A 20,872-nucleotide genomic window follows, 5' to 3' on the forward strand; every position below is an offset into this window, starting at 1 on the left:
AATGTGAGTAAATTCCGATCCGTTCTAAAAACATCAGAAGCACACTTCAACCCTTACAGAAAAAGTTACTTTCGTTAAGCCGCCAGTACTACCGACGGCCCATTCTCATTACTTCAGCTCATCGATCTGGATCATGAACTCGGATGTACCCACTTTGCCGTTTTCAGCAGGGTATATAGGTACTAAAAGGTTATCACCGAGCCCCATATCAATTTTCACCTCTACAGATTCACCAAGCGCGGCCTGCACGCCGTTGAACTTAATACCGAAGGCAGCGTCTTTACGTACCGTTAGCGTCGCACTCTGGACGTCTTTTGCAATCTCACCGTTGGACTTACGCAACACGTTGGTTGACAGATAAGCAAGAGGCTCATTTAACGACGTTTTGAGTGCTGAACTGACGGATAAGGTTCGCAGGTTATGCAACTGCACTAGGTTATTCGGGAGGTAGCTGAATTTCTGGGTATAAGTTTTGCTGTTCGACTGACTGTCGGAGACCGTCACGCTAAGCGCATAGTTTTCGGAAGGCTCGAATGAGGGGAACAGCCTTGGATATTCTGGCGCATAAACGTTCGTGCCAGCAGGTGACCACGTGAGCTCAACGTTATCTGCCGTTGGCCCTCCGGTTATCTGAAGACGGGTGATCCGGGGTGTTGTCAGGTTATCCGCCAGAGCTATACGGATATTCTCCAGCCCGTATACCACCGTACTAGGGCAGGATCATTTCAACGTAGGTATAGGTGCTGTCCGTCGCAATCTCGGTCGGGGAAGAATACAGGTTATAGAATAGCAGGCCGCCCTCGGCATATGACCGGTAGTTGGACTTTGGCACGCGATATACAAGATGAATCGGATTCTCATTAACGGTCATCCCAGCTGAATAGGCCGGATATCCGGAAACCCCTGGCACCACGCTGGCGGAGCTTTGCGGATCTCGGACCGCCCAGATAGTTATCATATCGAAAGAGCTGCAACGGAAGGGTTCGGGTGTTTCCTGCGTTGTCATAAATGACTACCTTGGCCGTGAAATCTTCATCCAGATTGCTGTCGGGAATACCCGCGCCTTTGACCGAGTTTTTTGAGTAAGTGTGATACATCTTCTGACCAGTCACGTCGTACTGAACAAACTGCCGTTACTGCGATAGACATAAAACATACCTTTCTCGATGCCATTTACGTCCGTGACATTGGTTGAGGTAAAATCAAACTGCCCCGTGGCCTCCAGCCCCATTTTCCAGACGCTACCCGCAGTTGATCCATAGGCGGCGTTGCCTGTGAGGGCATTAACAGACAGCGGTGTGGTGTCTACCAGCCAGTTGTAGCTGTAGGTGGCTACAACGGACTGATTCAGATCCAGAATACTGACCTGCACAACCGACCTGCCTTCGCCAAGCACCGGTAAAGTTACTTTTTTTCCGTAAAATTCGCTGCCATCTCCGGCCTTCAGACGGTCGGATACGCTGGTGCGCGTAGTAGTGGTGTTCAGCAGTTGCGTGCCGGTGGCGCTGGTGATTTTGACATTCACATAACGGTCAAGACCGACAATGAGCGTCAGGGTTACCGGTGAGGCCGGATTCAGCAACAGCCGGGTTGAGGGGGCGTGAACTTCAATACCATTGGTATCTGTGAAGATGGATTCATAAATTTGAGCAGATGCCGGAACTGAGACTCCGAGCATAGCCATAGCCAAAGCTATAGCCTGATTTTTCATTCAGTATTCCCCTTTTAGTTGTTGCTATTTTAAACGTCTGCCCTGCGGATTTTTCCGTTAAGGGGGGGATTTCTGGGGAATTAATCAGCCTAAAACGGACATTGGGATGGGGTATTTCCCGCAGGCCTGCCGATTAAATCTGGCAAAAAGCACACAAACGGACGATGTTTTACTGAACAATTACCCCTCTTAGCGCCCGGGCGAAGAAAACGATTCAGGTAAAATTTTCTGGCCAACCAGGAGAACCGAAATGAAATTTTGCCGACGTCCGTTGATTGTCGCCGTCTATACGGCACTGCTGTTCCCGCTTTACAGCCAGGCTCAGCTTTACAACTATTCGTATACCGACACACGCGGCACGAAAGTGAATGCTGAACCCACCAGAGAGTATCTCAACCCGGGCAGCGCAATTACGCTGAATCTGATATCTGGTCTCGACCGCTACGAGCGCGTTACCGTGACACGTTCATCCGATAATGTGCAGATGTTCCAGAGTGTCACCGGCCTGGTGACAGTGGCCGACAGGATCACTGCCGCTGATGGTAGTGAGTACTACGGCAAGTCCATGACACTGCCGGTACTGGGCGAGGGTACTTTTTCTCTTAAATCCGAAACACTCGACAATAAGTCGAATGTCGTGGCGACAACCAGCTACTCTTTCAGCATCGATATCACTCCTCCCGTTCTACCAGATCCGATGCAGTGGATCAGGGCTGGTTTTCAGTACGGAAGTCTGGATATTTTCGGCGACAGGACCGCAACCCAGGCCATTTCGTTATCGAACGTCTCTGATGCGAGGTCAGGACTGGATAAAGCGGAGTGGTTTGCTATTGACAGCAGCGGTGTCCGCCGGACTGTAAATGCTCAGCTGAATGCACTCACGGGGGTGGTCCAGGCACTGGCGGCGGTGGCGGCAGGAAGCACGGTTGCGCCCGTCAGTCCGGCATATTACACCGTAGGTTTTCGGGTTTATGACAAAGCCGGGAACTGGACAGAAACATCACATCGCTCTGGTATTGATCGTACAATACCCAGCTACATTCAACATCAGGTGCGGAATGCGAAAACAGGCGTCTGGGAAGATTATGTTCCTGGCATGACTATTTTCGAGAACCCAGTCAAATTCAGGTACAAACGCCTTAAATCGGACTCAACCAATTTTAACGGGACAGACTTCGGCTGGGTCGATCAGATTACCAACTCCGACAATACCTATTTTTATACTGAAGCCACGGTGAGCTACCCGGAAACCTATATGTACTACGAGCTTCATACTAAAGCGGGCCTTAACGTCAACCTCCAGTACAAAACGCTGAAATTTACTCCGGGTAACGGCGTGGCTGAAGCCCCCCGCTATTTGTCAGGGCAGTACCATTTCAGAGATGCTAATACATGGACTTCGAGTGACATCGTCAGGTTTACCGGGCCGGATTGCGTAGATTTGGGTCGTGTAAACGTTGAACCGCGCTCTTATGTGCAAACTGCTACTATCGTCGGCATTGGCAGTTGCAATGTTTCAGTGGGTGAGAGCAGTTGCCAGGTCAGCATGAATTACTGTAAGACGAGCGGGAAAGGCTATGTTCCGTACCAAATTCATATCAGAGGGACCGGTTCATACGCAAATCTCGGCGGACTACAGTCGCATTTCTACACCTACTGGGATATGAACGCCCCGGTTATCAACAGTATCGTCTCCAGCCCACTGGATAAAACGGTGGTAATGCTGGTGACGGACAGTGACGTAACTAACGACTGGACCAATTATATGTGGGCCACCAATATCTTTAACCTCACACTGAAGGACACCAGTAATAAAGTCTCTACCTTGTCGCCGAAAAACGTTACGGTCCTGAACTACCAGCTGAAACAAGTGACGTTTGATTACAGCGCGTTACCCTCCGGGAAATACACTGCAACGGGTGCCGCGACGGACACCTACAACAACACGGCAGAACTGACGCTATCGAATACCATCCTGCATGACGTCACGCCGCCTGTTGTCGATATCAGTTTTGAGGGAAAGCAGGCTGACGGAGCACTGGTCAAAGGGCTGGAAAATCTGGTGATCACACTGGCCGACGATATGACAAAAGCTTCCCTGAAAAGCATCACGCTGAGCGGCGGACCCACTTCTGACAAAGTCAGTGTGGGCTGGTACAGCCAGGGAACTGATAAATACGGGCTGAACTACCCGCGTATCTTCCCCGCGACAGATGATGCGGATTCCTACCAGCTTACTGCGGTTGCGGTAGATGAAGCCGGTAATACCACGACAAAGGTCAGCCGGTTCCGTTATGTACCGAACAACCTGATTGAATTTAACACTCTCAAAACGCTGGCCGTGGGTATGGGGCTGAAGACATCAGATAACCAGCCGCTGGCGTATCTGCGTACCAATAGCATCCGGAAAAAAGATGGTTCGCTGATCACTGGAGCACAAACCGGCACGCTGACGGTCCGCAAAGATGCGGCCTTTGCGGTTAGTATGAATGGGGTGGCCGTCGTACCCGGGGATTCGAAAGACATCACGATAGATTTCGGGCAGGGTGATGGCGTCCTGATCCCCATCTTCCCGGCCACCAGCGGCAATGTCGGTGAATCAAGCTTCATGATCGAGCTGCCGCAAATCCAGTAACTGCCTCCGAACCGGCCCCGTATTACGGGGCTTTTTCATAGTGTCTTAACGTAATCAGAAAGAAACGAAACAGGCTGATTTAGTCGCATGTCAGAACTTGCTGAGAAACCTCTTATCACGCGTGTAGCTCCCCTGGAGAGGATTTATTATTGCGCTTCCCGGGCAGAGGGTCTGAAGCCAGATCGCCATGAAATTCGAATGCAGAGCCAGTTTTTGCTGCTTGGCGTCATCTGGTTACCACCTGCACTCGCTATGGCAGAACTGGAACGCCTGCTGAAGGGATATGACGCTGACCACAGCCGGTTACTGGAAAACGTCCTGGAGACTGCCCACCAGCAATTCCTGAAGTTCTGTGAGCCGCAGAAGAGAGAAGGGGGGGGCGTAGAAAACCACGTAGAATGTCCCCGACAGGACGACGCACTTCAGTGTTTACGGTTTATGTCAACGCGGTATGCGCTGGCCGTTGATCTGTGTGCCGCGTATGTGTGCAGCAGGTATGGACGTTAGTGCATTTCATGATTTACGGGCGGGCGCACCGGTTACTTCTTCTCTTCCAGCGAGGCAAGGCTGCTCATTTCTTTCATACCCAGACGAGCGGCTACGCCCATGGCGGTGGCTTCGAGTTCGGCCTTGCCGTGTGAGACGATATTCACCATGGATTCCTGAATGAGTTGGTTGGTGAAGGCCAGATTGACCGGCAAGTTATTGATTACGCTTAACAGCGACTGATAGGCTTCGTCAAGCTCACGCTTTCCAGCCTTGCCTTTTACCGCCAGCAAACGCAGCACTTCCAGCTTTTCATGCAATTTCGCCATTTCACGCTCAGCGGCTTCCCGGATCTGCCGTTCGTATCGTTCGCGTGTCGACTCAATATAGCCAATCTCCGGCTGCCGCTCATAATCGCCGCGAATCAGGCTGTTAATGGTACACGGCACGCCGTCACTCATTCCGAACGATGTGATCATCGTGGCCCACTGCGCCGGAGACAGACTGACTTGCAGGAGCGGTGAGCGGCGTCGGCCTTCCGCCAGTCGATGACGGATCACACCGTCGCGTTCAATCTGCTCTGATTCACTGAAGGTCATCGTGACTACCTCTTTATGACTGAGGTCGGAGGCATAAAGGCGCTGTCCCGTCGTGGACGTGCGGCTTACTGATACCAGTCCGTAAGCCGAGTGGCGGGTGATCACCTCTCCCATCTCGTTTTCAGTCACCGTCGGTATTACTGTGTTTTTCATCGTCATGCCCTACAAAGAATTAAAAATGACAGCGTCTGGCGTAAATCAGATGCGGAACCGGAATGTCTGGGAACTTTTCCCACGTCACTCGCTGAATTGTACGCCTGCTGCAATTGGTGGCGAGTTTCCCACTTATAGGCCGCTTCCCGCACGACACGAGCCACGATATTTTTACCCTTCATTACTCTAGTTCTCCGGCGCAGCCAGCCATCTTACTCACTTCCGTGCGTATGTCAGCGAATAATGACCAGGTCAGGACCAAAACTGAATCCATCGCCCATCCGGTCGGAATGCTTGGATACATATGATTTCCCGTATTTCTCCAGGTCTTGCAAACTGGATCTTGCCAAGTTCCATGAATACTCATGCCCCCAGATTTCCCCATCCCGATCAGCAAATCGTGCGGGTTTATAGTTGGCCTTGAGCAGAGCATAGACCTGTTCGAGAGTGGGTAATACCGGGCTGGTCTTCCCGTCATTTGCGTTAGCGTTCGTCATTATTATGTACTCAGTCGAGTTATTGTGTGGGGATGGTTGCACGCGAACTGTGCCGCCTCCCGTTGTACGGAAGACCTGTCGGCGCTCATGCAGCACGGAATTAGAATGCTTGCAGGCACGTTACGCTTCCTGAAAATCTTCTCCCATTCCGGCGCTTAGGAAGCGCGTATTCGCCGTCAAATCGGTAAATCCCGACCTTAGAGCATGGGCCGTCGTTTTTAACTAATTCCCAGATGAAGTCGGCACGGTCACTGAAATAGCCTGGACCTTCGTCAAAGGATGAAAATTCACTATGCACAACGCACAGATCGCCGTGCTGGCCGTTGATAAAAACGAAGTGACCTTTATGCTTTTCGCCTAGCTTCGCGTCGAGGTGTCCGAACGTTTGATACATTACGGAGGCTTGATGTTCTGCACCTGCCATTCCAAGTAATTCGCGCAATTCACTCCTCCTTCACGCTAACGCCATAGTCGGCCAGCGCCTCTTTATCCGCTTTACCGCGAGCATTCCAGCGTCGAAGTACGCCATCGTTAATTTTCGGTGGTAGTGTGGCAACATCGCCCATCTGCCTGACTCCTGTTCTGAATAATTTTACCCGGGGCCAAAATACCGCTGGGCAGTTTGCCTGGTTACACCCCAGGCACCAACAGGGACGGGCTGTTATAAGAAAAGCGATCTACAGGAGCATCTTCAAATCTGTGGCTCGGTGCATCCGGTGTCAGAACCAGGCCGTCATGTGCCGCGTGAATATGCAGCAGTGAATCACTGCCCGTATCAATGTGCAGCGTCGGTACACCACGGTCGATCTCCAAAATGAGGCCGAAACACGTGGTGCCGGTTTCATTCGTCACTTCGCACTGAACGTTTTTATTTTCTGCTAACACCTTCACCTGGTAGGGCTGACAGTCTTCTTCTGGGATCTCGGCTTCACCCAGTTGCCAGTCCTGCAAAGTCAGTCTCATTTCTGAAGAGGTGGTATGGGATTCCGGCGTCAGCAGTGCATAAACCTGCTGGCGGAACTGCTCGCTCATCTCTGGAGTCAGGGCATCGGTCTCTCCGTTGAAATGCTCTTCCCAGCCATCATGATCAGCGTGCATCCAGACGTTTTGCGTCACCGACGGCAGTGAGGCGTCAGGGTGTACGATGAGATACGGAGAGCTTTCTTTGGTTTCCAGATAGCGGACGGACTGGCCATTCTGCAACGCGCCTTCAGCAGCCGTACCATCGGTCTCCGGTAGTGCGATTTCAGTGACATTACCGCCACAATGCTCTGCCACAACACGCCCCAGATCTTCCATCAGGGCGCGATGTTTTTCTGGGGAATCCAGCTCGCCCAGTAATTCTGGTTTTACCAGTAATGCAGTAATAATTGTTGCCAGTTCACGCGTCGAAATTAATTTAGCCATGATAGTCCCCTTTTCTCTGATGAATTAATTCTACCAGTTCTAGTTTGCTGGCTAATAACCTGAAAGAAAGTTTTTTAAAATATACTCGCCCCATAAGTTAGGGGCGAAAAATGGGGGTAAATAATAATGACGGATTTTGAATTAATAAATCAGTAGGCGGCTTTCAATAATAATCCAGGGCGTCCGTAGGTATACTGGTCAGAGGGCGAAATACTGAAATCATGATTAAGGGAGTCGGTTGAAAGAACCAGACCACCGTGAGCTGCCCGGATGTGCAGAACTGAAGGATCAGTGTCACCCGCATTAACGTGGACAGAGGGAACTCCATTTTCAATCAAGAGTGTCAGGGCCATCACCAGACGGGAATCTGTATCTTTTACTGCCAGCATGGCATGACCACCGAGCGCCATTGTGACGTTAAACTCTGCTGAAGAATCGGTCTGCTCAACATCGTCGGTGCTGTACTCACACATCCGTACCACCTGTACTGGCAGATTAGCATGGCTGGTTTCTTCCTGAAGGAGCAGACGCTGGAGGGTGTAGCGGCGTACAGCGCACTCTTTGTGGGTCGGCAGTTCATCAGGGCTTTCTTCGACACTGCCTTTGATATGGTCAAGCCAGCCATCCCGGGCATGATGACGCCAGACGTTATCTGTGAGGGAGTGCATGTCCTGGCCAGGAGAGACAACAATATAAGGGGTTTCATCTGGAGATGTCAGGTAATCGGCCTGGCTGTCTTCATCGCGTACCTCAGGCATGATCACGCCGTCAATTTGACCGCCGCAATGTTTCGCCACCAGCTCGCCGATGTCCTGCATAAATGCTTTATGCGTGGCTGGTGTTTTTAATTCATTCAATAATGCTGGTTGCACCAGTAATCCACAAACAATTTCCGCAAGCTCGGCAGGTAACAAATATTTTGGCATGGTTAGTTCTCCTCTTTTTGAATGAGAACACTCTAGCATTTTGACTTACTTTTCTAATAAGTTGACGACAGGTATTTTTTTAAAAAAATATCCCCTGAATTTATATTAAAAGCCAGACTGCATTAATCCTGGAAAAGTAACTTTTCTCAGGGCTTCACGGGAGGGCATTACCCGTTATGCCCTCACCACAACTGAATCACTTGAACAAAAACGTGTAGATGTCCATTTCAACAGCTACCTGAACGCCGGTGTTCTTTGACCCAGGCAGTTCCCGAAAGCCTCTAACCGTCTGGGAGTGCGCCAGCGATACCTGCGGATGAGACGGGTTTTGTAGACGGGGACGAGCGATACAGCCGGAAGACGAACAGGCTCCGGTGTTTCAGCTTGCGAGTGCCGCGATCCTGAGGCACCAGTAGATGCCTGCGTTTTCCAGATTAAAGCGGCATCACGCCGCTGTGCCACCCCCCGGAACTGCGTTAGACCGTGCGTGTTATACATGTCAGCCATATGGACTGTTTCGGCAACCGGAAGTAAAGCATCATTAAGGTGACGGACAGGCATTCCCTGAGCCGTATCACGCTGCTGTTATACCTTAAAACGGATAAATACTTAAGCATCGCTACTCAAATGAGTGAAAAGCAATCACTTTTATTGTGATGCAATAAATGCCTCATTAGGATTTGTTTCGTTCTTTGTAAACAGATAATTCTGAAAATACCCTCCATTAAAATTGAATCCTGCATATATAAATCATCTCAATCATCCTTCCTGATTTATTTTCAAAAAACGTTCGTTCAGGTTATTAGCCAGCGAGGCCAATCTGTCATTATTACTTCAGACCAAACCTGAGGAATCAAAAATGGATAAATACTTTGACCGTAGCGGAATGGCAATCGATAACGCTAAGATTAAGTGTATTGATTCAGTAAAAGGCACCGGGGAATATATTTACCGTGTTACTTGCAATAAATGCAATGGACGTGGCGAACGCAATCACTTTTATAAGAGCCGCTGTATTGCCTGTAATGCCACTGGCTATAGCCTGGTCACTACCCGTACCTGTTACACCCTGACTGCACTGTATCGCATATACCCAGAAGCTGCTCGCAAGATCTCAGCCGCTCAGGCAGCAGAGCGTCAACGTGCTGTTCAATCAAAGACTTCCGCGTTCAACCTCTGGTGTCAGAACCACCAAGAACTGGTGGACGCCATCACGCAGCAAGACGGCGAGAACAGTTTTTTGAACAGCCTGAAGTCGACGTTATCACGCAAATTTCCATTAAGTGATAAACAACTGACGGTCGCAGCCAGAATCCTCGGGATGTAATAAATTAGATTCAGGCTTTTTTAATTCTTATTTATTTAAACTCATTTCGTTACGGAGGAAAATATGATCCATTCATTTAAAGACAGGCGATTGGAAAAGTTTTTCCGTAATGGAAAATCCACGGCAGGCATTCCTGCTGAACTGATTAATGCGATTTCATGCAGACTGGAAACGTTAAATAATGTTAAAAACGAACGCGAATTGTTATCTGGTAGTTTGCGGTACGAACGCTTAAGAATGACCGCAAACCGGTATTCTTCCATTCGAGTTAATTCAAAATATCGGCTATTCTTTGAGTGGAACGATGGCGTACATAACGTCCACCTGTCGGCGCATGATTATAAATCGCTCATCCATTAAGGTAAAAAATGAAACTTTTCGGTATTTCATCCCGGGATTCAGGCATGGATGCGATGTTTTATATTCAGGCCAGCACAAAACAACAGGCAAGCTTCATATTTGACTTCCTCGCCACCCGGCTGTATGCGCATTGCCAGCTTATTGAACCTCTGAATGAAACCATCATTCCCTCCTTAAGTCGGACGACGCTTTCATTACAGCCCTGGTCCCAGAACTCCCAGACCCGGACGAGTGAGATGCAGATGGTTACGCACGGTCTGACACTCTCCGGGGCAGTGATGGTGGAGCACTCCCGCCAGATCGTCGACTTCTGCGATAACCTGGGTCTTCGCCTTGATGCTCCCACCGGAAAACCCGGTTGGACAGAACTGATCAATGCCGACTGCGAACAACTCAATTCCCCGCGTCTATACCCCGTCCTGATCCAACCGGGCACTGAAGGACAGTTTCAGATTTATGTTCCAGCTCCGGCTGTCATTGACGCCGATACGGTCATTGCCAGTGTGATCGACGAGTGTTTTAGCGATGTTACCTCGTACTGCTTGGCCGGTACGCCGTTTCCAATGACGGAGAAACCAGTGATCCGCATGGAGGCACACCTTAGTGACGCACATACCCGGGTTTTTGAGCTGACATTCATCAGCTATAACCTGGCGCTCTCTGCCACGGTCTATGACAAAAACCTGCGCCAGGTACTGATGTTATGTGAAGACTTTGGCGTCACTCTTCAGGGGCGAGCCGGTGCATCCTGTCATGCCTATATGCGTAACGAGTACCGACGTCTTGCTCATGTCGGCGTCTACTCACGCTCCGGGGCTGAAAATGATGTTCGCGCCTACAGCTCAGATAAAGAGGAAACCCTGATCCGCCAGTTGATGACTCAGGCGACAGCGGGGAGCGCGTTGATTCCGGCGCGGCACGGAAAGCAATTTAACGGCGTGCTGATGAATGCCAACCCGTCATCAGCCACCACTGGCTTTATCTACCTGTCACCGGAATTCCCGCAAGGGCAGTTTATGATGACGGCGGAAGTTGTGAAATCCAGTTGCACGCCACGGGGGATCAGCTACATCGAAACGGTGGACGGATACCGTTTTATTGTGACGGCATATGACACGAAGGCGATGCATTCCCTGACCGAATTTCTTGCTGTTAACGAGGACTATTTTACCCCTTATCGCTGGGAGTAGCGCCATCGTGCCGGACGACTAAGGAGGGCATCCGGGAAAGGCGATTTTACGCTAGGTGCGGGGCATTGAATCTGCGGTAAAACAGACCGGTTCTATTTTAATACCCGATCACCGTAGCCAGCTGCTGCCCAGGTAGGATGTAAGAGCAGACCGGTATAAACGATACGGGATCAAGGCAGGGCAACCGGGAAAAGTAACTTTTCAGCCAGACCATGCCTTCACAGGAATTGGCGTAATTCTCCGGCGGGGCATTATCAGTTTTTTTTAATAAACTGTCCGGGCAATGGATGCCCGGTAATTCAGCGCCCTGCCAATTTGCACATTAAATACCCTGATTAATAATAATTAAAATAGGCCGAGTCAGTTTAAATAATTAATATTCATTCCATATGAAAGAAACTTCAATGAATGAAAAAATCACTTCTTACTTATTAGCCAGAGAGCCGACTTTGGTAAAATATCCCTACAGCAACCCAACTGACGGTCGAGGTTAATAGTATGGAATCCGAACAGCTCATTACTAAAATTACTCAGACACTGAAACGCCCCGACGGCTCTGAAGTACGTATTGTGGTGGAGCAGGCATTCGGCAGTGGCCTCACGCCTTCGCTGGGTGTATATGTCCTGCGTCGCCCGACCATTGCCGACAACTGGCAGTTGTGCAAAACCGCACCGCACAAGGACTGGCGCACTATGTCGGTGGATGAATACCAGAAACACGGGCGTTCGGAAATGCTTCGGTACGTCTCCATCGGCGAAATCCTTCGCCTGAGCGCCGCGATCGGCAAACCAATGAGCTACGTTGATACCTGTCCGGGTTTACAGGGCTGATGCTGTTTTTTACACGTAGCAGAACTGACAAATTTAAAAATTGAAGGCGGAGAAAAATGATGATTAACGAACAGGGCATCGCTGTAAATACCCCGGACTTAAGCCGACTGTATATTATCTCAGGCCGCATGATGTTTGATGATGAGGAAGAGGTGATGCTGGTCGAAGCGGACTCCTGCGGTGAAGCTGAAGCGGCATTCCAGCAACATATCGACGAAGGTGTAGCGCACTTGGATCAGGTGCTTGTTATTTCGTCTGCGTCCCTACAATCACTGTTACCAGACAGGCTCATTGCTTCCTCCCTGACACATACCGTATAACCAAATCTTTCCCGTCTAATAAATTCCGCCCTTGTGGCGGTTTTTTGTTTTCCCGTATATTTATTTTACACCGTATCCAGAATAAAAGTTGGATTATTAAATATGGCGCTGTCTGCTCTATAAAAATTTCGAACATATTTCATTATTGGTTATTAGGTGCAGGTATCTGTTTTGATATTATCTATTCACAGACAGTAATCACATTTAATTAAATAAGGAGTTATGCAATGGCGAACAATTACACTCAGGCATCCTTCACAATTCTCTGTTCACAGGAACAGGCACAGATGGCACTGGACGCGATTGCGTATGTTACAGACACGGATGTGGCGGAAGGTGAACACTTGCTGTCTAAACCGGTTTCAGAGTGTTCCCTCACTGAATTGCTTGTCCTGGGTATTATTCAGAACCACCCGGAGTGCGATCCGTTTGAGCCGACTTTTGGTCAGTCGGAGTCACCAGAAGACAATTACGAGCTGGAACTCAAAGCGGAAATCACCGGTAAAGGCCTGGCAATCTGCCATGATGAAAGCATTAACCTCGACCACGCTATCGCGGTAACAACTGCCGTGTTGTCGGTGTTTAACCTGCCTGAGATGGTCACAATCAATGCCGCTTTCGTCTGCGACCGACCACGCGAAAACGAGTTCGGCGGTGCGACTATTGTGGTGACTAAAGATACACACCACTACGAAGAAGGCTTTAATTTTTCTCGCCTGATGAACGAAGCTCATGATGCCGGTGTTCAGTATGCGTTGGTGAAAGTGAACCAGTACAACCACGAATACACATACACTCAATGCTATCTGATGAGCTGCAAAAAATCAGAATCGGCTTATGACGTTGCACGCCACCGCCTGGCCTCTGACGAGAGCACGCCCGACAATCCTGGTGAGGATGGAGTTATCATTCTCAGCGAAGAAGACAATACCAGCATGGCGCTTCACAGCGTCACTGAATTGATGCCCGTCGTGTACGAAAGCCTGAGCAAATTACTGCCTTCACTTGACGAATTGTGCCCCGTGACTGCCTGATAATCCCTGATTGCCACCGGAACAGCCGGTGGCATGGAGAGCTGAAAATGACCAATAAAATCCTGATTTTGTCCGCTAGCTGCATCAATGAATTTGCGAGTGATGTCCCGCAAAGCGTCTTCTTTTCCATTGATACGTCGCTGGCTAAGCGTATCCGTGAACTGGCGGCATACGTGAAAGAAAATGATTTGTACGCCGCCGAGTTTTTCTTCTATGACTGCCACTGGTCCGAAACATTGGAAGAGGACATTGAGGTTCTCATGTCGCAGGCTGCGTTTATTGAAAGTGACAGCAGCGGACAGGAAACGATGCTCCGGGACGTAATGCCCTCCTGCCGCACGGAAACAACTTCCATCCGGGTCATGAAAGAATCATTTCATCTGACGGCTGTACCCCGTCATTGCGGCGATGACATGATGCTCAATACGCCCCTAATTCCGTTGGCAGAGCTGGAATCAAATGCGACGGTTTTAATTACCCAGCAGTATTCGTGAGAGCGTGGAGAACATAATATATTTATTGCCGCGTAATTTTATTTGTTCAGTGTTATTTAATTAAATTGGCATGATTTCAATTTAACTATTTTTAGCTTCACATATTGCGCTGAAGATATTAAATGGATTTAATAAATATCGCGACAATACAGCGAAAGCCAATTCAGGAAATAATATGTATATCGAAATGAAAGAAACATTCCTTGAATTACCCTCAGAAATTCAATTTTCTGAGGCGGCTAACGCTGCCATTCTGACGCAGGATAAATGGGGCGATGTCTGGCAGACACTGAAGACCGATGCGGATCTGAATTATACTGATGCCGGTGAGCCGGTCAGTCTCGCTTCGCGCGTGACGACGGCAACCAGTGCCATTTATCATGCGATTACCGAAGGCTGGACCATGTGCGTCGGCTACAGCGGCGGGAAAGACTCTCACTCGCTACTGCACTTGTTCCTTATGGCCTTGATCCGTGCAGTACGAAACGGGTCGAACGTCAGCCAGCACCACTTCATTCAGATGTCTGACACCCTGATTGAAAACCCTGAGATGCATCATCAGGCCACGCAGGTTCTCAGCCAGCTCAGAGCCTTTATTGCCGAACAAGAACTGCCTTTGACCGTCCTTGTGGCCCGCCCGTCCATGACCCAGAGCTGGGTCGGACGCATTCTGACCGGGCGTGGACTTCCAACCTGGACAAATTCTTCTACGCGTCAATGCGCTACAGATCTAAAGCGTTCTCCACTGCGCCAGGCCAAAGCCCGTTATCTGAAAAATGCACCTGCTTCTGTCCGCAACAAAGTGTGCCTGATGCTGGGTTCCCGCGATGATGAGAGCGCCCGTCGGGCAGACAACATCCTAAGAATGGGCGGGCAGGCGGACAGCGTCTCGCTCACGGAGCACGGCGGCGAACTGTACCCGGTGAAAGAGTGGCGGGCACAGGATATCTGGTCATTTCTGATGGCCTGTGGTTCTCTGGCGCGATTTCCGCTGCCAAGCTTTTTGCCGGACAACTTCAGCCTCGCCACGCTTTACAAAGACGCGACCGGGGAATGTATCTGGACGCCGGAGAAATCCACTGTCCGGTCTTCTGCCTGCGGCGCTCGCTATGGATGCTCGCTATGCTGCGCCGTCGGCATTGATCACTCGATGGAAACCTTACTCCGCACTGACCCTGAGAAGTACGGCTACCAGGCTGGTCTCAACCGCCTTCAGCGTTTCCTGACCAAAATTCAGTACGACTGGAGCCTTCGGGATTATATCGGACGCAAAGTGTTTGAGGGCGGGTATGTGCGTCTTCAGCCCAATGTGTTCTCGTCGTCCCTGACCGAAAGACTGTTCCATATCTGTTGCAGCCTCGATTACGTGGAGGCTCAGCGGGCCGCAGCGGTGCATGAAAAGTTACTTTCAGGCGAGATCGAAGATACCGCGCATAACCGCCGCATGTCGGAGCCGCAGTTTCGACTGGTGCAGGAGGCTAACGTGCTGCATATCGACTTTCTCTGGTCACTGCATTGCTTTAACCCGCGCCCATTTCGTGCCATTGAACTTTACCGCCAGGTGTGGGAAGGGGGGGCACTGGATCTTCTCGACGATGAGCCAGCTATGCAACCAGTACCCCGCACGCCGATGCCAGCACCACGCTGGATGAAGTTGCCGGAAGGCCGTATCGGGACGTCATTTGACGGGCTGTCCGATCCGTCATCCGAAATAGCCTATTTTGACGGTCGGGAGGATGAGCGAGCTTCCCGCAGTCTGATGAGTAGCGGGGAAGGCCTGAACATCGTTGCATTCGAAGAAGAGGATGAGCTGACGGTCGATGAAGACACGGCATCCTGGATTATCTGGCATGAATATGACGGATTACGCCAGCGTGTGTCTGACGGTGAGTTTACCCCTGTGGCGGCGGCACAGTACCTGCTTAGATACGGCGCCGTCCGAATTTCGCGCGGGAAAGGTGCGGTGTACCATCGACTCGCTCAACGCGGGCAGGCCTATTCACGTCTTGGCATTAACGACCAGACGTCGCTGCCGTCTCTGCTCGCCAGCCGCCGTTTCAAGATCCTGGCCGACAGCGATTATCGCTTGCTCGTAGCCCGCAAACTGCGGGGGCAGCGGCAGAAACTGCGCTTCTGGTGCTGTGTTGCGGCCTGTGTGGCACTGCACACCTACAACAAAACCCCTCTGGGGGGGTGGATAACGACGCAACTGGAGACAGAACAACAGCTACATCTGGCCCGGACGGGAGACGAACTGAAGGCAAGGACTCTTGACGCTGTCCTGACCCTCTGTAACCTGCGGATTTCGTCACAGCAACCGGAAGAACGTCTGTATTACCGGGCCGTAAGAAAACGCTTTCTGGAGACATTAGCCGGGTGTATTTCGCCGGAGCGCGAAGGAACCTTACGGGAAGTCATCTGGGAGCTGCGGATGTTATCCGGCCCTCAGTCTTCGAAAAAGACGGGGTTCCGGCATGTGGATGAATGCCGGGAGAGGACGGCGGCGTTGTTAAGGCCTCTGTTGAAACGCATGGTCCGCCTGCTGGCGTGAGCCCACCAGCAAAATCAGACATACGTGCAAAAAACGTGAAAATAGCCCCGTTAACGGAAAAAGCGCCGAATGGTGTGTGTTGTAATGAGCGCAGGTGCGGAATTCGTTAAAGGGACTGTTTTGAAAAGTAACTTTTACATCAGACTAATAATAACCATTTTTTTATAAGTAAGGACTGATATATGACCGATATTAAGGAGAAACAAAATCACTTTAGTAAATTAAAGTGTATTGCAATTTCCTGGCATTTTAATAAACCTACTGGGAAGGAGCACCTTCTTTTATTTGTTGCCATTGTGGCATGGATTTTCCCAGGACTGGTGTTTTTCAAACATTCTCTATGGGGCGGACTCCTGTTCTTTTTTTTTGTTGCAGGTAGTTATGCATTCCTGGCTTTTCCTCATTTTACTCATCGGAAGAAAATCTGGAAGGAAAGGCTTGACCAGTCGCTGAAAGAGTATCAGCCGCTTGATCTGCAAGCCTGGGCGTATTTTAAGGACCGCGTTAGAGAGGAAGGCATGACTTATAAAGCCTGTGAGTCGTGGATGAGTACTGAGGCTAGTGCATTATATAAAAGCCCCAAACAAGAATGGTCATTTCTCGACAGCACTTCGGTTGGAGAAAATGATAAGTCACAACCCGATTAACAGATTCACTAATTATTGAAAACGAACATTTAAATTTAATCAAAAACCGCCCTGATCACAGGGCTAATTATTCAGAGGATTGCACTATGCCTATTCAAGAAAAAACCACCGTTTTCGTTTTTAATGCCTGTCATGCTGACAAGGCTGCTGCTGCCAGCGCCAATGCACTGCACAGCCTGGAAGTTGAATACCCAATGACCCTGAATGATTTGTCATTGCTGTGTGAGTCCGTCGCTAAAGCGTTGGATGTACCCGGCGGAGTGAAATATGAAATTACGACTGAGCCGGTAGTGGATGGGGAATACGATTAATTTTGGGGGAGAACACCACTTTATCAGGTAGGGGGGCAGTTGCCCGTTCCCGTAAAACTACCGACAGTTTCGGTATGCCTGGCTGATAAAGAGGGATAGGCCTCTCAATGTGTGAACCATGTGTGAAAGGAGACAGCACAGTGAAGACACATGGAATGCTTTTTAATGATGAAATGGTCCGGGCAATTCTGGCAGATCAGAAAACACAGACGCGGCGGATTATAAAGCCTCAATATAGTTCGGATGAATGGTCTATAAGGCCTGCGCAAACACCGCGACATCGCGGGCACACGCATGACTGGTGGCTTCCAACAGGGACCCAGCCATACTCGGCGCTTCGGCCTTGTCCGTACGGCGTAGTTGGCGACCGCATTACGGTCCGTGAGGCGTTTTCATTGCTCGGGAATGAAGATGCGTGCGCGGTGGACTGGAATGACAACATCGTGATGGACAGGACTGAAGCAGCCCGCATTTACCGGGCGAGCTGCGAACAGCGGTCGGGGGATTATGGGCTGTGGTCGATCCCTGATGAGGCCGACTGGAAGCCTCGTACCGAAAATATGAAGTTCGAAGGTGCGTGGACACCTTCAATCCATATGCCTCGCTGGGCCAGCCGTATTGCACTGGAAATTACCGATTTGCGGGTAGAGCGGTTAAATACCATCAGCGAGGAAGATGCCAAAGCTGAAGGCGCACCAACAGAATGTTGTGTTCTTGGCGATAAGCACTTTCTTGGCTTCCGCAGCCTCTGGAAAAACACGTACGGCGAGGACAGTTGGCAGGCCAACCCGTGGGTCTGGGTCGTCAACTTTAAGCGTATTACCGGGGAGGTCGTATGAATAATGAGATGAGTTCGCTGGGTACGCAAAAGGCCGAGGGCCCTTTTGTCCTCCTGACGTTGGTCGGAGAGGGTTTTATCTTCGACGAGCGGCATGAAATCGTCAGAATTAATGGAAGACCAAAGCAGATTGGGGTAAAGCGGAATTACTTTGAATCTGATCTGGGAGAAGGTAAAGCGAAATACTGGACACTGGATATTAATGAGGCCCATGTATTTCCCACTCTGGATGCCGCGACCGAACAGCTATGCAAATTAAGCCGACCACACCTGATTAAAATTCGAAAACTAATTCAGGAAAATAAATAAAAAATCGTCTTAATATGGTTGGGAGGTCCGGTGAAAGTTCTAAATAACAAAGGCGCAGTAATCGAATTACCCAATTTTTCAGAACTCCTCCCGAAGGTTGAATCTGATGATGGGCGATTTTCAAAACCAAAAAATAAAATATCCAAAGAGCAACGAGCCGAACTGCGTTTGAAATTTGGCGGTCGGTGTGCCTACTGCGGCTGTCCTTTGCCGGAAAAAGGCTGGCATGCCGATCATGTTGAACCGGTGAGGCGGGATTTTGAAATGGTCAGAGCCCCCGCTGGAAGTCGAGTGACACACCGGGCTCGAAGTACCGGTAAGGTCATGCACCCTGAACTGCATGCAATCGAAAATCTTTTTCCGGCTTGCGCCCCCTGCAATCTCTTTAAAGGTGCATTAAGTGTTGAAGGCATGAGGAAAGAAATAAGCCGCCAGGTAGAACGCGCCAGGGCATACAGCGTCAACTTCAGAACCGCAGAGCGATTTGGGTTAATTGAAGTCACGGAAAAGCCGGTTGTCTTCTGGTTCGAAATACATCAGGCGACGGCACAATAATTGAAGGCTTAATAAACGAGGAGAATACCGATGTTTTTGCACCTTGTACCAAAAATCCTGCATCCGATGGGAAATCTTTGCACGCTGGATTCCGTAAGCGTCCCGGAACTGTCGCTACGCCTGACTGGTAATGACCTTGTTGCGATGCGCCCTTATCCCAACAAGCAATACCTGGTGGGGATGCTGAAGGGGCGTAGGGCGCTGAATGGATTTTTGGTCAAAAGTCCCCGTGCGTTTGAAGAGTTTACGATGGTGTCCGTCTGGAATATCGAAGGATTCGGCAAAATAACGCACACCCTGAAGACTTTTGTCGAAGATACAGATTATGACCTGGTTTCCCATGACGTGCTGCTGGCGCAAGGGAGCTACCGAGCACAAGCGTCTGAACAGTGTCGTGTTCACCCTGTTTATAAAAACATTGCGCCGGTACACATCGAACCGAAGATGGAATCACTGCTGTCGACCGAACCCAATTTCGAGAACGATGTCTGTGAAACCCATTCGTGGGGGATGCTGGTGCGTTCGCGGGATGAGGGGTTTAAGGCAATGACGATGCCTTCCGCACGCCTCCAGGAGTCGGTAGCGCTGCGGGGGGATCGCCAGCCACAATTGGAACAGGCCATCGTTATTACCGGGTGAGCGAAGGTCAGCCTGATGTCGTTGCTCAGGCTGACAGATATCTCAATGGATATATATGACATGACTGAAAAAGAGGTTCGAATGGACGAAGATAAGGTACTGAGTTTCATAAACAGCGGGGACGGCGACGCCGGAGATCTCCTTGATGATGCAATGCCGACTGCCGCACGTCGATTCTACCGACTGACTCAGTCGATGCACACATTGCTGGGGGAAGTCAGAGAGCATTTTCCTGATGCTATGTTTTTTTCCGCTAACGGCAAGGTGAGCCTACTGCTTGGGAGTAGTCATAACAAGCATGACCAGCCAATGCAGGAAATGGTGGCTGTTTCTGCGACGCAACTTCATATCGAAGGTGGTGACTGGTAGGCCTGTCGGTGTAAATCGCGAAAACGCGAAAAATTTTAGAGACGTGTCCTATATGTCGAATACATACTGAAGGTGGATGATTCCTTTCTTCATCCTGAAGGATATTAGTTTAGTAACTCGATTCAGTATAATAAATTTAAACCCCATCCATTCAATTACCTGCAAGGACATGAATATGGATAAGTATCTGGCGCTGGACAGGGCACTCAACGAAATTCTTACCCCAGTTCCTACGCCGTTCTCGACATTATTTGCCGGAGAGATCAAAGCAGAGTGTCACCGGATTGCAGCCGGGGAAAGCAATCCGCAACCGTCGCATATTCTTGATCGCCGTTTGCTGGCGCTGTGTAAAGCAGGTCAAATTAATTATACAACCGGAAAAGGGAGGCTTAAATGAGATGGTGCCATTTTGCCACAAACTTGAGGAAAAACTCATGACAAGCAATCGCTGCCGTGAAATTAAAACGCCACCAGAGCATATTATTGCGGATTACATTCTTCGCTTTATGAAGAACAATAAAGAGGCAAAACTCTACGAAGCCATGAGCCGCCTTGAAAGTAAAATCAAACTCTTTGTAGCTGACGGTCATGATGAACTACACATCCGGGCATTGTTAAATCAGGCCGCACATAGCCATACCAAAGAATCATTGAAACAGGCCTGTGAACGGATTTGTAATTAA

At 49.8% G+C, this 20,872-nt stretch carries 26 protein-coding genes and 1 pseudogene; 18 read left to right on the forward strand and 9 right to left on the reverse strand.

Going from position 1 to position 20,872, the window contains the following annotated elements; translation table 11 throughout:
- Positions 1 to 108 precede the first annotated feature (108 nt).
- The 3 genes and pseudogenes from LRS40_RS01070 to LRS40_RS01080 form a co-directional block, all read right to left on the reverse strand.
- Positions 109 to 705, reverse strand: a complete 597-nt coding sequence (locus LRS40_RS01070; RefSeq protein WP_000262469.1) for an Ig-like domain-containing protein — start codon at positions 703 to 705, stop codon at positions 109 to 111.
- A gap of 4 nt (positions 706 to 709) precedes the next feature.
- Positions 710 to 958, reverse strand: a complete 249-nt coding sequence (locus tag LRS40_RS01075) for a hypothetical protein (RefSeq protein ID WP_196615840.1) — start codon at positions 956 to 958, stop codon at positions 710 to 712.
- Positions 861 to 1,711 (reverse strand): annotated as a pseudogene (locus LRS40_RS01080) (Ig-like domain repeat protein). The gene LRS40_RS01075 and the pseudogene LRS40_RS01080 overlap by 98 nt, the downstream one beginning before the upstream one ends.
- Positions 1,712 to 1,961: 250 nt before the next feature.
- Here LRS40_RS01080 and LRS40_RS01085 point away from each other — a divergent pair.
- On the forward strand, positions 1,962 to 4,346 hold the full coding sequence (locus LRS40_RS01085) for an Ig-like domain-containing protein (RefSeq protein ID WP_000666931.1): 2,385 nt from the start codon (positions 1,962 to 1,964) through the stop codon (positions 4,344 to 4,346).
- Between the two features lie 539 nt (positions 4,347 to 4,885).
- Here LRS40_RS01085 and LRS40_RS01090 read toward each other — a convergent pair.
- The 6 genes from LRS40_RS01090 to LRS40_RS01110 form a co-directional block, all read right to left on the reverse strand.
- Positions 4,886 to 5,431, reverse strand: coding sequence for a hypothetical protein (locus LRS40_RS01090; protein WP_000144249.1), 546 nt, complete (start codon positions 5,429 to 5,431; stop codon positions 4,886 to 4,888).
- A 386-nt stretch (positions 5,432 to 5,817) separates the two neighbouring features.
- Positions 5,818 to 6,081 (reverse strand): hypothetical protein, encoded by a 264-nt coding sequence (locus tag LRS40_RS01095; protein ID WP_001395483.1) that lies wholly within the window; start codon positions 6,079 to 6,081, stop codon positions 5,818 to 5,820.
- Positions 6,082 to 6,181: 100 nt separating this feature from the next.
- Positions 6,182 to 6,523: a hypothetical protein gene (locus LRS40_RS01100; RefSeq protein ID WP_001395482.1), complete on the reverse strand. Its 342-nt coding sequence runs from the start codon at positions 6,521 to 6,523 to the stop codon at positions 6,182 to 6,184.
- Between the two features lies 1 nt (position 6,524).
- Positions 6,525 to 6,647, reverse strand: coding sequence for a hypothetical protein (locus LRS40_RS24665; RefSeq protein WP_000502996.1), 123 nt, complete (start codon positions 6,645 to 6,647; stop codon positions 6,525 to 6,527).
- A gap of 64 nt (positions 6,648 to 6,711) precedes the next feature.
- On the reverse strand, positions 6,712 to 7,488 hold the full coding sequence (locus LRS40_RS01105) for a hypothetical protein (RefSeq protein ID WP_039026426.1): 777 nt from the start codon (positions 7,486 to 7,488) through the stop codon (positions 6,712 to 6,714).
- Positions 7,489 to 7,637: 149 nt separating this feature from the next.
- Positions 7,638 to 8,414: a hypothetical protein gene (locus LRS40_RS01110; RefSeq protein ID WP_001127353.1), complete on the reverse strand. Its 777-nt coding sequence runs from the start codon at positions 8,412 to 8,414 to the stop codon at positions 7,638 to 7,640.
- A gap of 859 nt (positions 8,415 to 9,273) precedes the next feature.
- On the opposite strand from LRS40_RS01110, the gene LRS40_RS01115 reads away from it, so the two are divergent.
- The 17 genes from LRS40_RS01115 (at position 9,274) to LRS40_RS01195 (ending at position 20,872) form a co-directional block, all read left to right on the forward strand.
- The gene (locus tag LRS40_RS01115; RefSeq protein WP_000362161.1) at positions 9,274 to 9,741 is read left to right on the forward strand and encodes a hypothetical protein; all 468 of its coding nucleotides are present in this window, start codon (positions 9,274 to 9,276) and stop codon (positions 9,739 to 9,741) included.
- Positions 9,742 to 9,804: 63 nt separating this feature from the next.
- Entirely contained in the window at positions 9,805 to 10,101 is a 297-nt protein-coding gene (locus LRS40_RS01120; protein WP_000581856.1) for a type II toxin-antitoxin system RelE/ParE family toxin, read from the forward strand.
- 8 nt (positions 10,102 to 10,109) lie between these two features.
- Entirely contained in the window at positions 10,110 to 11,291 is a 1,182-nt protein-coding gene (locus LRS40_RS01125; protein WP_000765095.1) for a hypothetical protein, read from the forward strand.
- Positions 11,292 to 11,789: 498 nt separating this feature from the next.
- Entirely contained in the window at positions 11,790 to 12,122 is a 333-nt protein-coding gene (locus LRS40_RS01130; protein WP_000443266.1) for a hypothetical protein, read from the forward strand.
- 56 nt (positions 12,123 to 12,178) lie between these two features.
- On the forward strand, positions 12,179 to 12,442 hold the full coding sequence (locus tag LRS40_RS01135; RefSeq protein ID WP_000973213.1) for a hypothetical protein: 264 nt from the start codon (positions 12,179 to 12,181) through the stop codon (positions 12,440 to 12,442).
- Positions 12,443 to 12,669: 227 nt separating this feature from the next.
- On the forward strand, positions 12,670 to 13,476 hold the full coding sequence (locus LRS40_RS01140; protein WP_000002926.1) for a hypothetical protein: 807 nt from the start codon (positions 12,670 to 12,672) through the stop codon (positions 13,474 to 13,476).
- A 47-nt stretch (positions 13,477 to 13,523) separates the two neighbouring features.
- Positions 13,524 to 13,970 (forward strand): hypothetical protein, encoded by a 447-nt coding sequence (locus tag LRS40_RS01145; protein WP_000182377.1) that lies wholly within the window; start codon positions 13,524 to 13,526, stop codon positions 13,968 to 13,970.
- A gap of 175 nt (positions 13,971 to 14,145) precedes the next feature.
- Entirely contained in the window at positions 14,146 to 16,521 is a 2,376-nt protein-coding gene (locus LRS40_RS01150; protein WP_039026427.1) for a phosphoadenosine phosphosulfate reductase family protein, read from the forward strand.
- 182 nt (positions 16,522 to 16,703) lie between these two features.
- Entirely contained in the window at positions 16,704 to 17,168 is a 465-nt protein-coding gene (locus LRS40_RS01155) for a hypothetical protein (RefSeq protein WP_000129671.1), read from the forward strand.
- A gap of 86 nt (positions 17,169 to 17,254) precedes the next feature.
- Positions 17,255 to 17,479 carry a hypothetical protein gene (locus LRS40_RS01160; protein ID WP_001122308.1) on the forward strand — a complete coding sequence of 75 codons (225 nt, stop codon included), beginning with the start codon at positions 17,255 to 17,257 and terminating at the stop codon, positions 17,477 to 17,479.
- Between the two features lie 140 nt (positions 17,480 to 17,619).
- Positions 17,620 to 18,318 (forward strand): hypothetical protein, encoded by a 699-nt coding sequence (locus LRS40_RS01165; RefSeq protein ID WP_001395479.1) that lies wholly within the window; start codon positions 17,620 to 17,622, stop codon positions 18,316 to 18,318.
- Positions 18,315 to 18,626, forward strand: coding sequence for a hypothetical protein (locus LRS40_RS01170; protein ID WP_001058453.1), 312 nt, complete (start codon positions 18,315 to 18,317; stop codon positions 18,624 to 18,626). The genes LRS40_RS01165 and LRS40_RS01170 overlap by 4 nt, the downstream gene beginning before the upstream one ends.
- Positions 18,627 to 18,656: 30 nt before the next feature.
- Positions 18,657 to 19,181 carry an HNH endonuclease gene (locus tag LRS40_RS01175; RefSeq protein ID WP_001395478.1) on the forward strand — a complete coding sequence of 175 codons (525 nt, stop codon included), beginning with the start codon at positions 18,657 to 18,659 and terminating at the stop codon, positions 19,179 to 19,181.
- 30 nt (positions 19,182 to 19,211) lie between these two features.
- Complete coding sequence (locus tag LRS40_RS01180; protein ID WP_000478449.1) at positions 19,212 to 19,820, forward strand: DUF6012 family protein; 609 nt, start codon at positions 19,212 to 19,214, stop codon at positions 19,818 to 19,820.
- A 60-nt stretch (positions 19,821 to 19,880) separates the two neighbouring features.
- On the forward strand, positions 19,881 to 20,189 hold the full coding sequence (locus LRS40_RS01185; RefSeq protein WP_223953267.1) for a hypothetical protein: 309 nt from the start codon (positions 19,881 to 19,883) through the stop codon (positions 20,187 to 20,189).
- A gap of 175 nt (positions 20,190 to 20,364) precedes the next feature.
- Positions 20,365 to 20,586, forward strand: coding sequence for a hypothetical protein (locus LRS40_RS01190; RefSeq protein ID WP_039026428.1), 222 nt, complete (start codon positions 20,365 to 20,367; stop codon positions 20,584 to 20,586).
- Between the two features lie 37 nt (positions 20,587 to 20,623).
- Positions 20,624 to 20,872, forward strand: coding sequence for a hypothetical protein (locus tag LRS40_RS01195; RefSeq protein WP_000203371.1), 249 nt, complete (start codon positions 20,624 to 20,626; stop codon positions 20,870 to 20,872).

The sequence above is a fragment of the Leclercia sp. G3L genome (genome assembly GCF_021117075.1).
In the GTDB taxonomy this organism is placed as follows: Bacteria; Pseudomonadota; Gammaproteobacteria; order Enterobacterales; family Enterobacteriaceae; genus Enterobacter; species Enterobacter adecarboxylatus_C.

Bases quoted from the DNA above. Each gene is read 5' to 3' on its own strand.
- LRS40_RS01115 (WP_000362161.1), top strand. From the start codon at position 9,274: ATGGATAAATACTTTGACCGTAGCGGAATGGCAATCGATAACGCTAAG.
- LRS40_RS24665 (WP_000502996.1), bottom strand. From the start codon at position 6,647: ATGGGCGATGTTGCCACACTACCACCGAAAATTAACGATGGCGTACTT.
- LRS40_RS01090 (WP_000144249.1), bottom strand. From the start codon at position 5,431: ATGACCTTCAGTGAATCAGAGCAGATTGAACGCGACGGTGTGATCCGT.
- LRS40_RS01155 (WP_000129671.1), top strand. From the start codon at position 16,704: ATGACCGATATTAAGGAGAAACAAAATCACTTTAGTAAATTAAAGTGT.
- LRS40_RS01160 (WP_001122308.1), top strand. From the start codon at position 17,255: ATGCCTATTCAAGAAAAAACCACCGTTTTCGTTTTTAATGCCTGTCAT.
- LRS40_RS01130 (WP_000443266.1), top strand. From the start codon at position 11,790: ATGGAATCCGAACAGCTCATTACTAAAATTACTCAGACACTGAAACGC.
- LRS40_RS01075 (WP_196615840.1), bottom strand. From the start codon at position 958: ATGATAACTATCTGGGCGGTCCGAGATCCGCAAAGCTCCGCCAGCGTG.
- LRS40_RS01095 (WP_001395483.1), bottom strand. From the start codon at position 6,081: ATGACGAACGCTAACGCAAATGACGGGAAGACCAGCCCGGTATTACCC.
- LRS40_RS01140 (WP_000002926.1), top strand. From the start codon at position 12,670: ATGGCGAACAATTACACTCAGGCATCCTTCACAATTCTCTGTTCACAG.
- LRS40_RS01105 (WP_039026426.1), bottom strand. From the start codon at position 7,488: ATGGCTAAATTAATTTCGACGCGTGAACTGGCAACAATTATTACTGCA.
- LRS40_RS01150 (WP_039026427.1), top strand. From the start codon at position 14,146: ATGTATATCGAAATGAAAGAAACATTCCTTGAATTACCCTCAGAAATT.
- LRS40_RS01085 (WP_000666931.1), top strand. From the start codon at position 1,962: ATGAAATTTTGCCGACGTCCGTTGATTGTCGCCGTCTATACGGCACTG.
- LRS40_RS01170 (WP_001058453.1), top strand. From the start codon at position 18,315: ATGAATAATGAGATGAGTTCGCTGGGTACGCAAAAGGCCGAGGGCCCT.
- LRS40_RS01110 (WP_001127353.1), bottom strand. From the start codon at position 8,414: ATGCCAAAATATTTGTTACCTGCCGAGCTTGCGGAAATTGTTTGTGGA.
- LRS40_RS01190 (WP_039026428.1), top strand. From the start codon at position 20,365: ATGGATAAGTATCTGGCGCTGGACAGGGCACTCAACGAAATTCTTACC.
- LRS40_RS01145 (WP_000182377.1), top strand. From the start codon at position 13,524: ATGACCAATAAAATCCTGATTTTGTCCGCTAGCTGCATCAATGAATTT.
- LRS40_RS01195 (WP_000203371.1), top strand. From the start codon at position 20,624: ATGACAAGCAATCGCTGCCGTGAAATTAAAACGCCACCAGAGCATATT.
- LRS40_RS01180 (WP_000478449.1), top strand. From the start codon at position 19,212: ATGTTTTTGCACCTTGTACCAAAAATCCTGCATCCGATGGGAAATCTT.
- LRS40_RS01125 (WP_000765095.1), top strand. From the start codon at position 10,110: ATGAAACTTTTCGGTATTTCATCCCGGGATTCAGGCATGGATGCGATG.
- LRS40_RS01135 (WP_000973213.1), top strand. From the start codon at position 12,179: ATGATGATTAACGAACAGGGCATCGCTGTAAATACCCCGGACTTAAGC.
- LRS40_RS01185 (WP_223953267.1), top strand. From the start codon at position 19,881: ATGACTGAAAAAGAGGTTCGAATGGACGAAGATAAGGTACTGAGTTTC.
- LRS40_RS01120 (WP_000581856.1), top strand. From the start codon at position 9,805: ATGATCCATTCATTTAAAGACAGGCGATTGGAAAAGTTTTTCCGTAAT.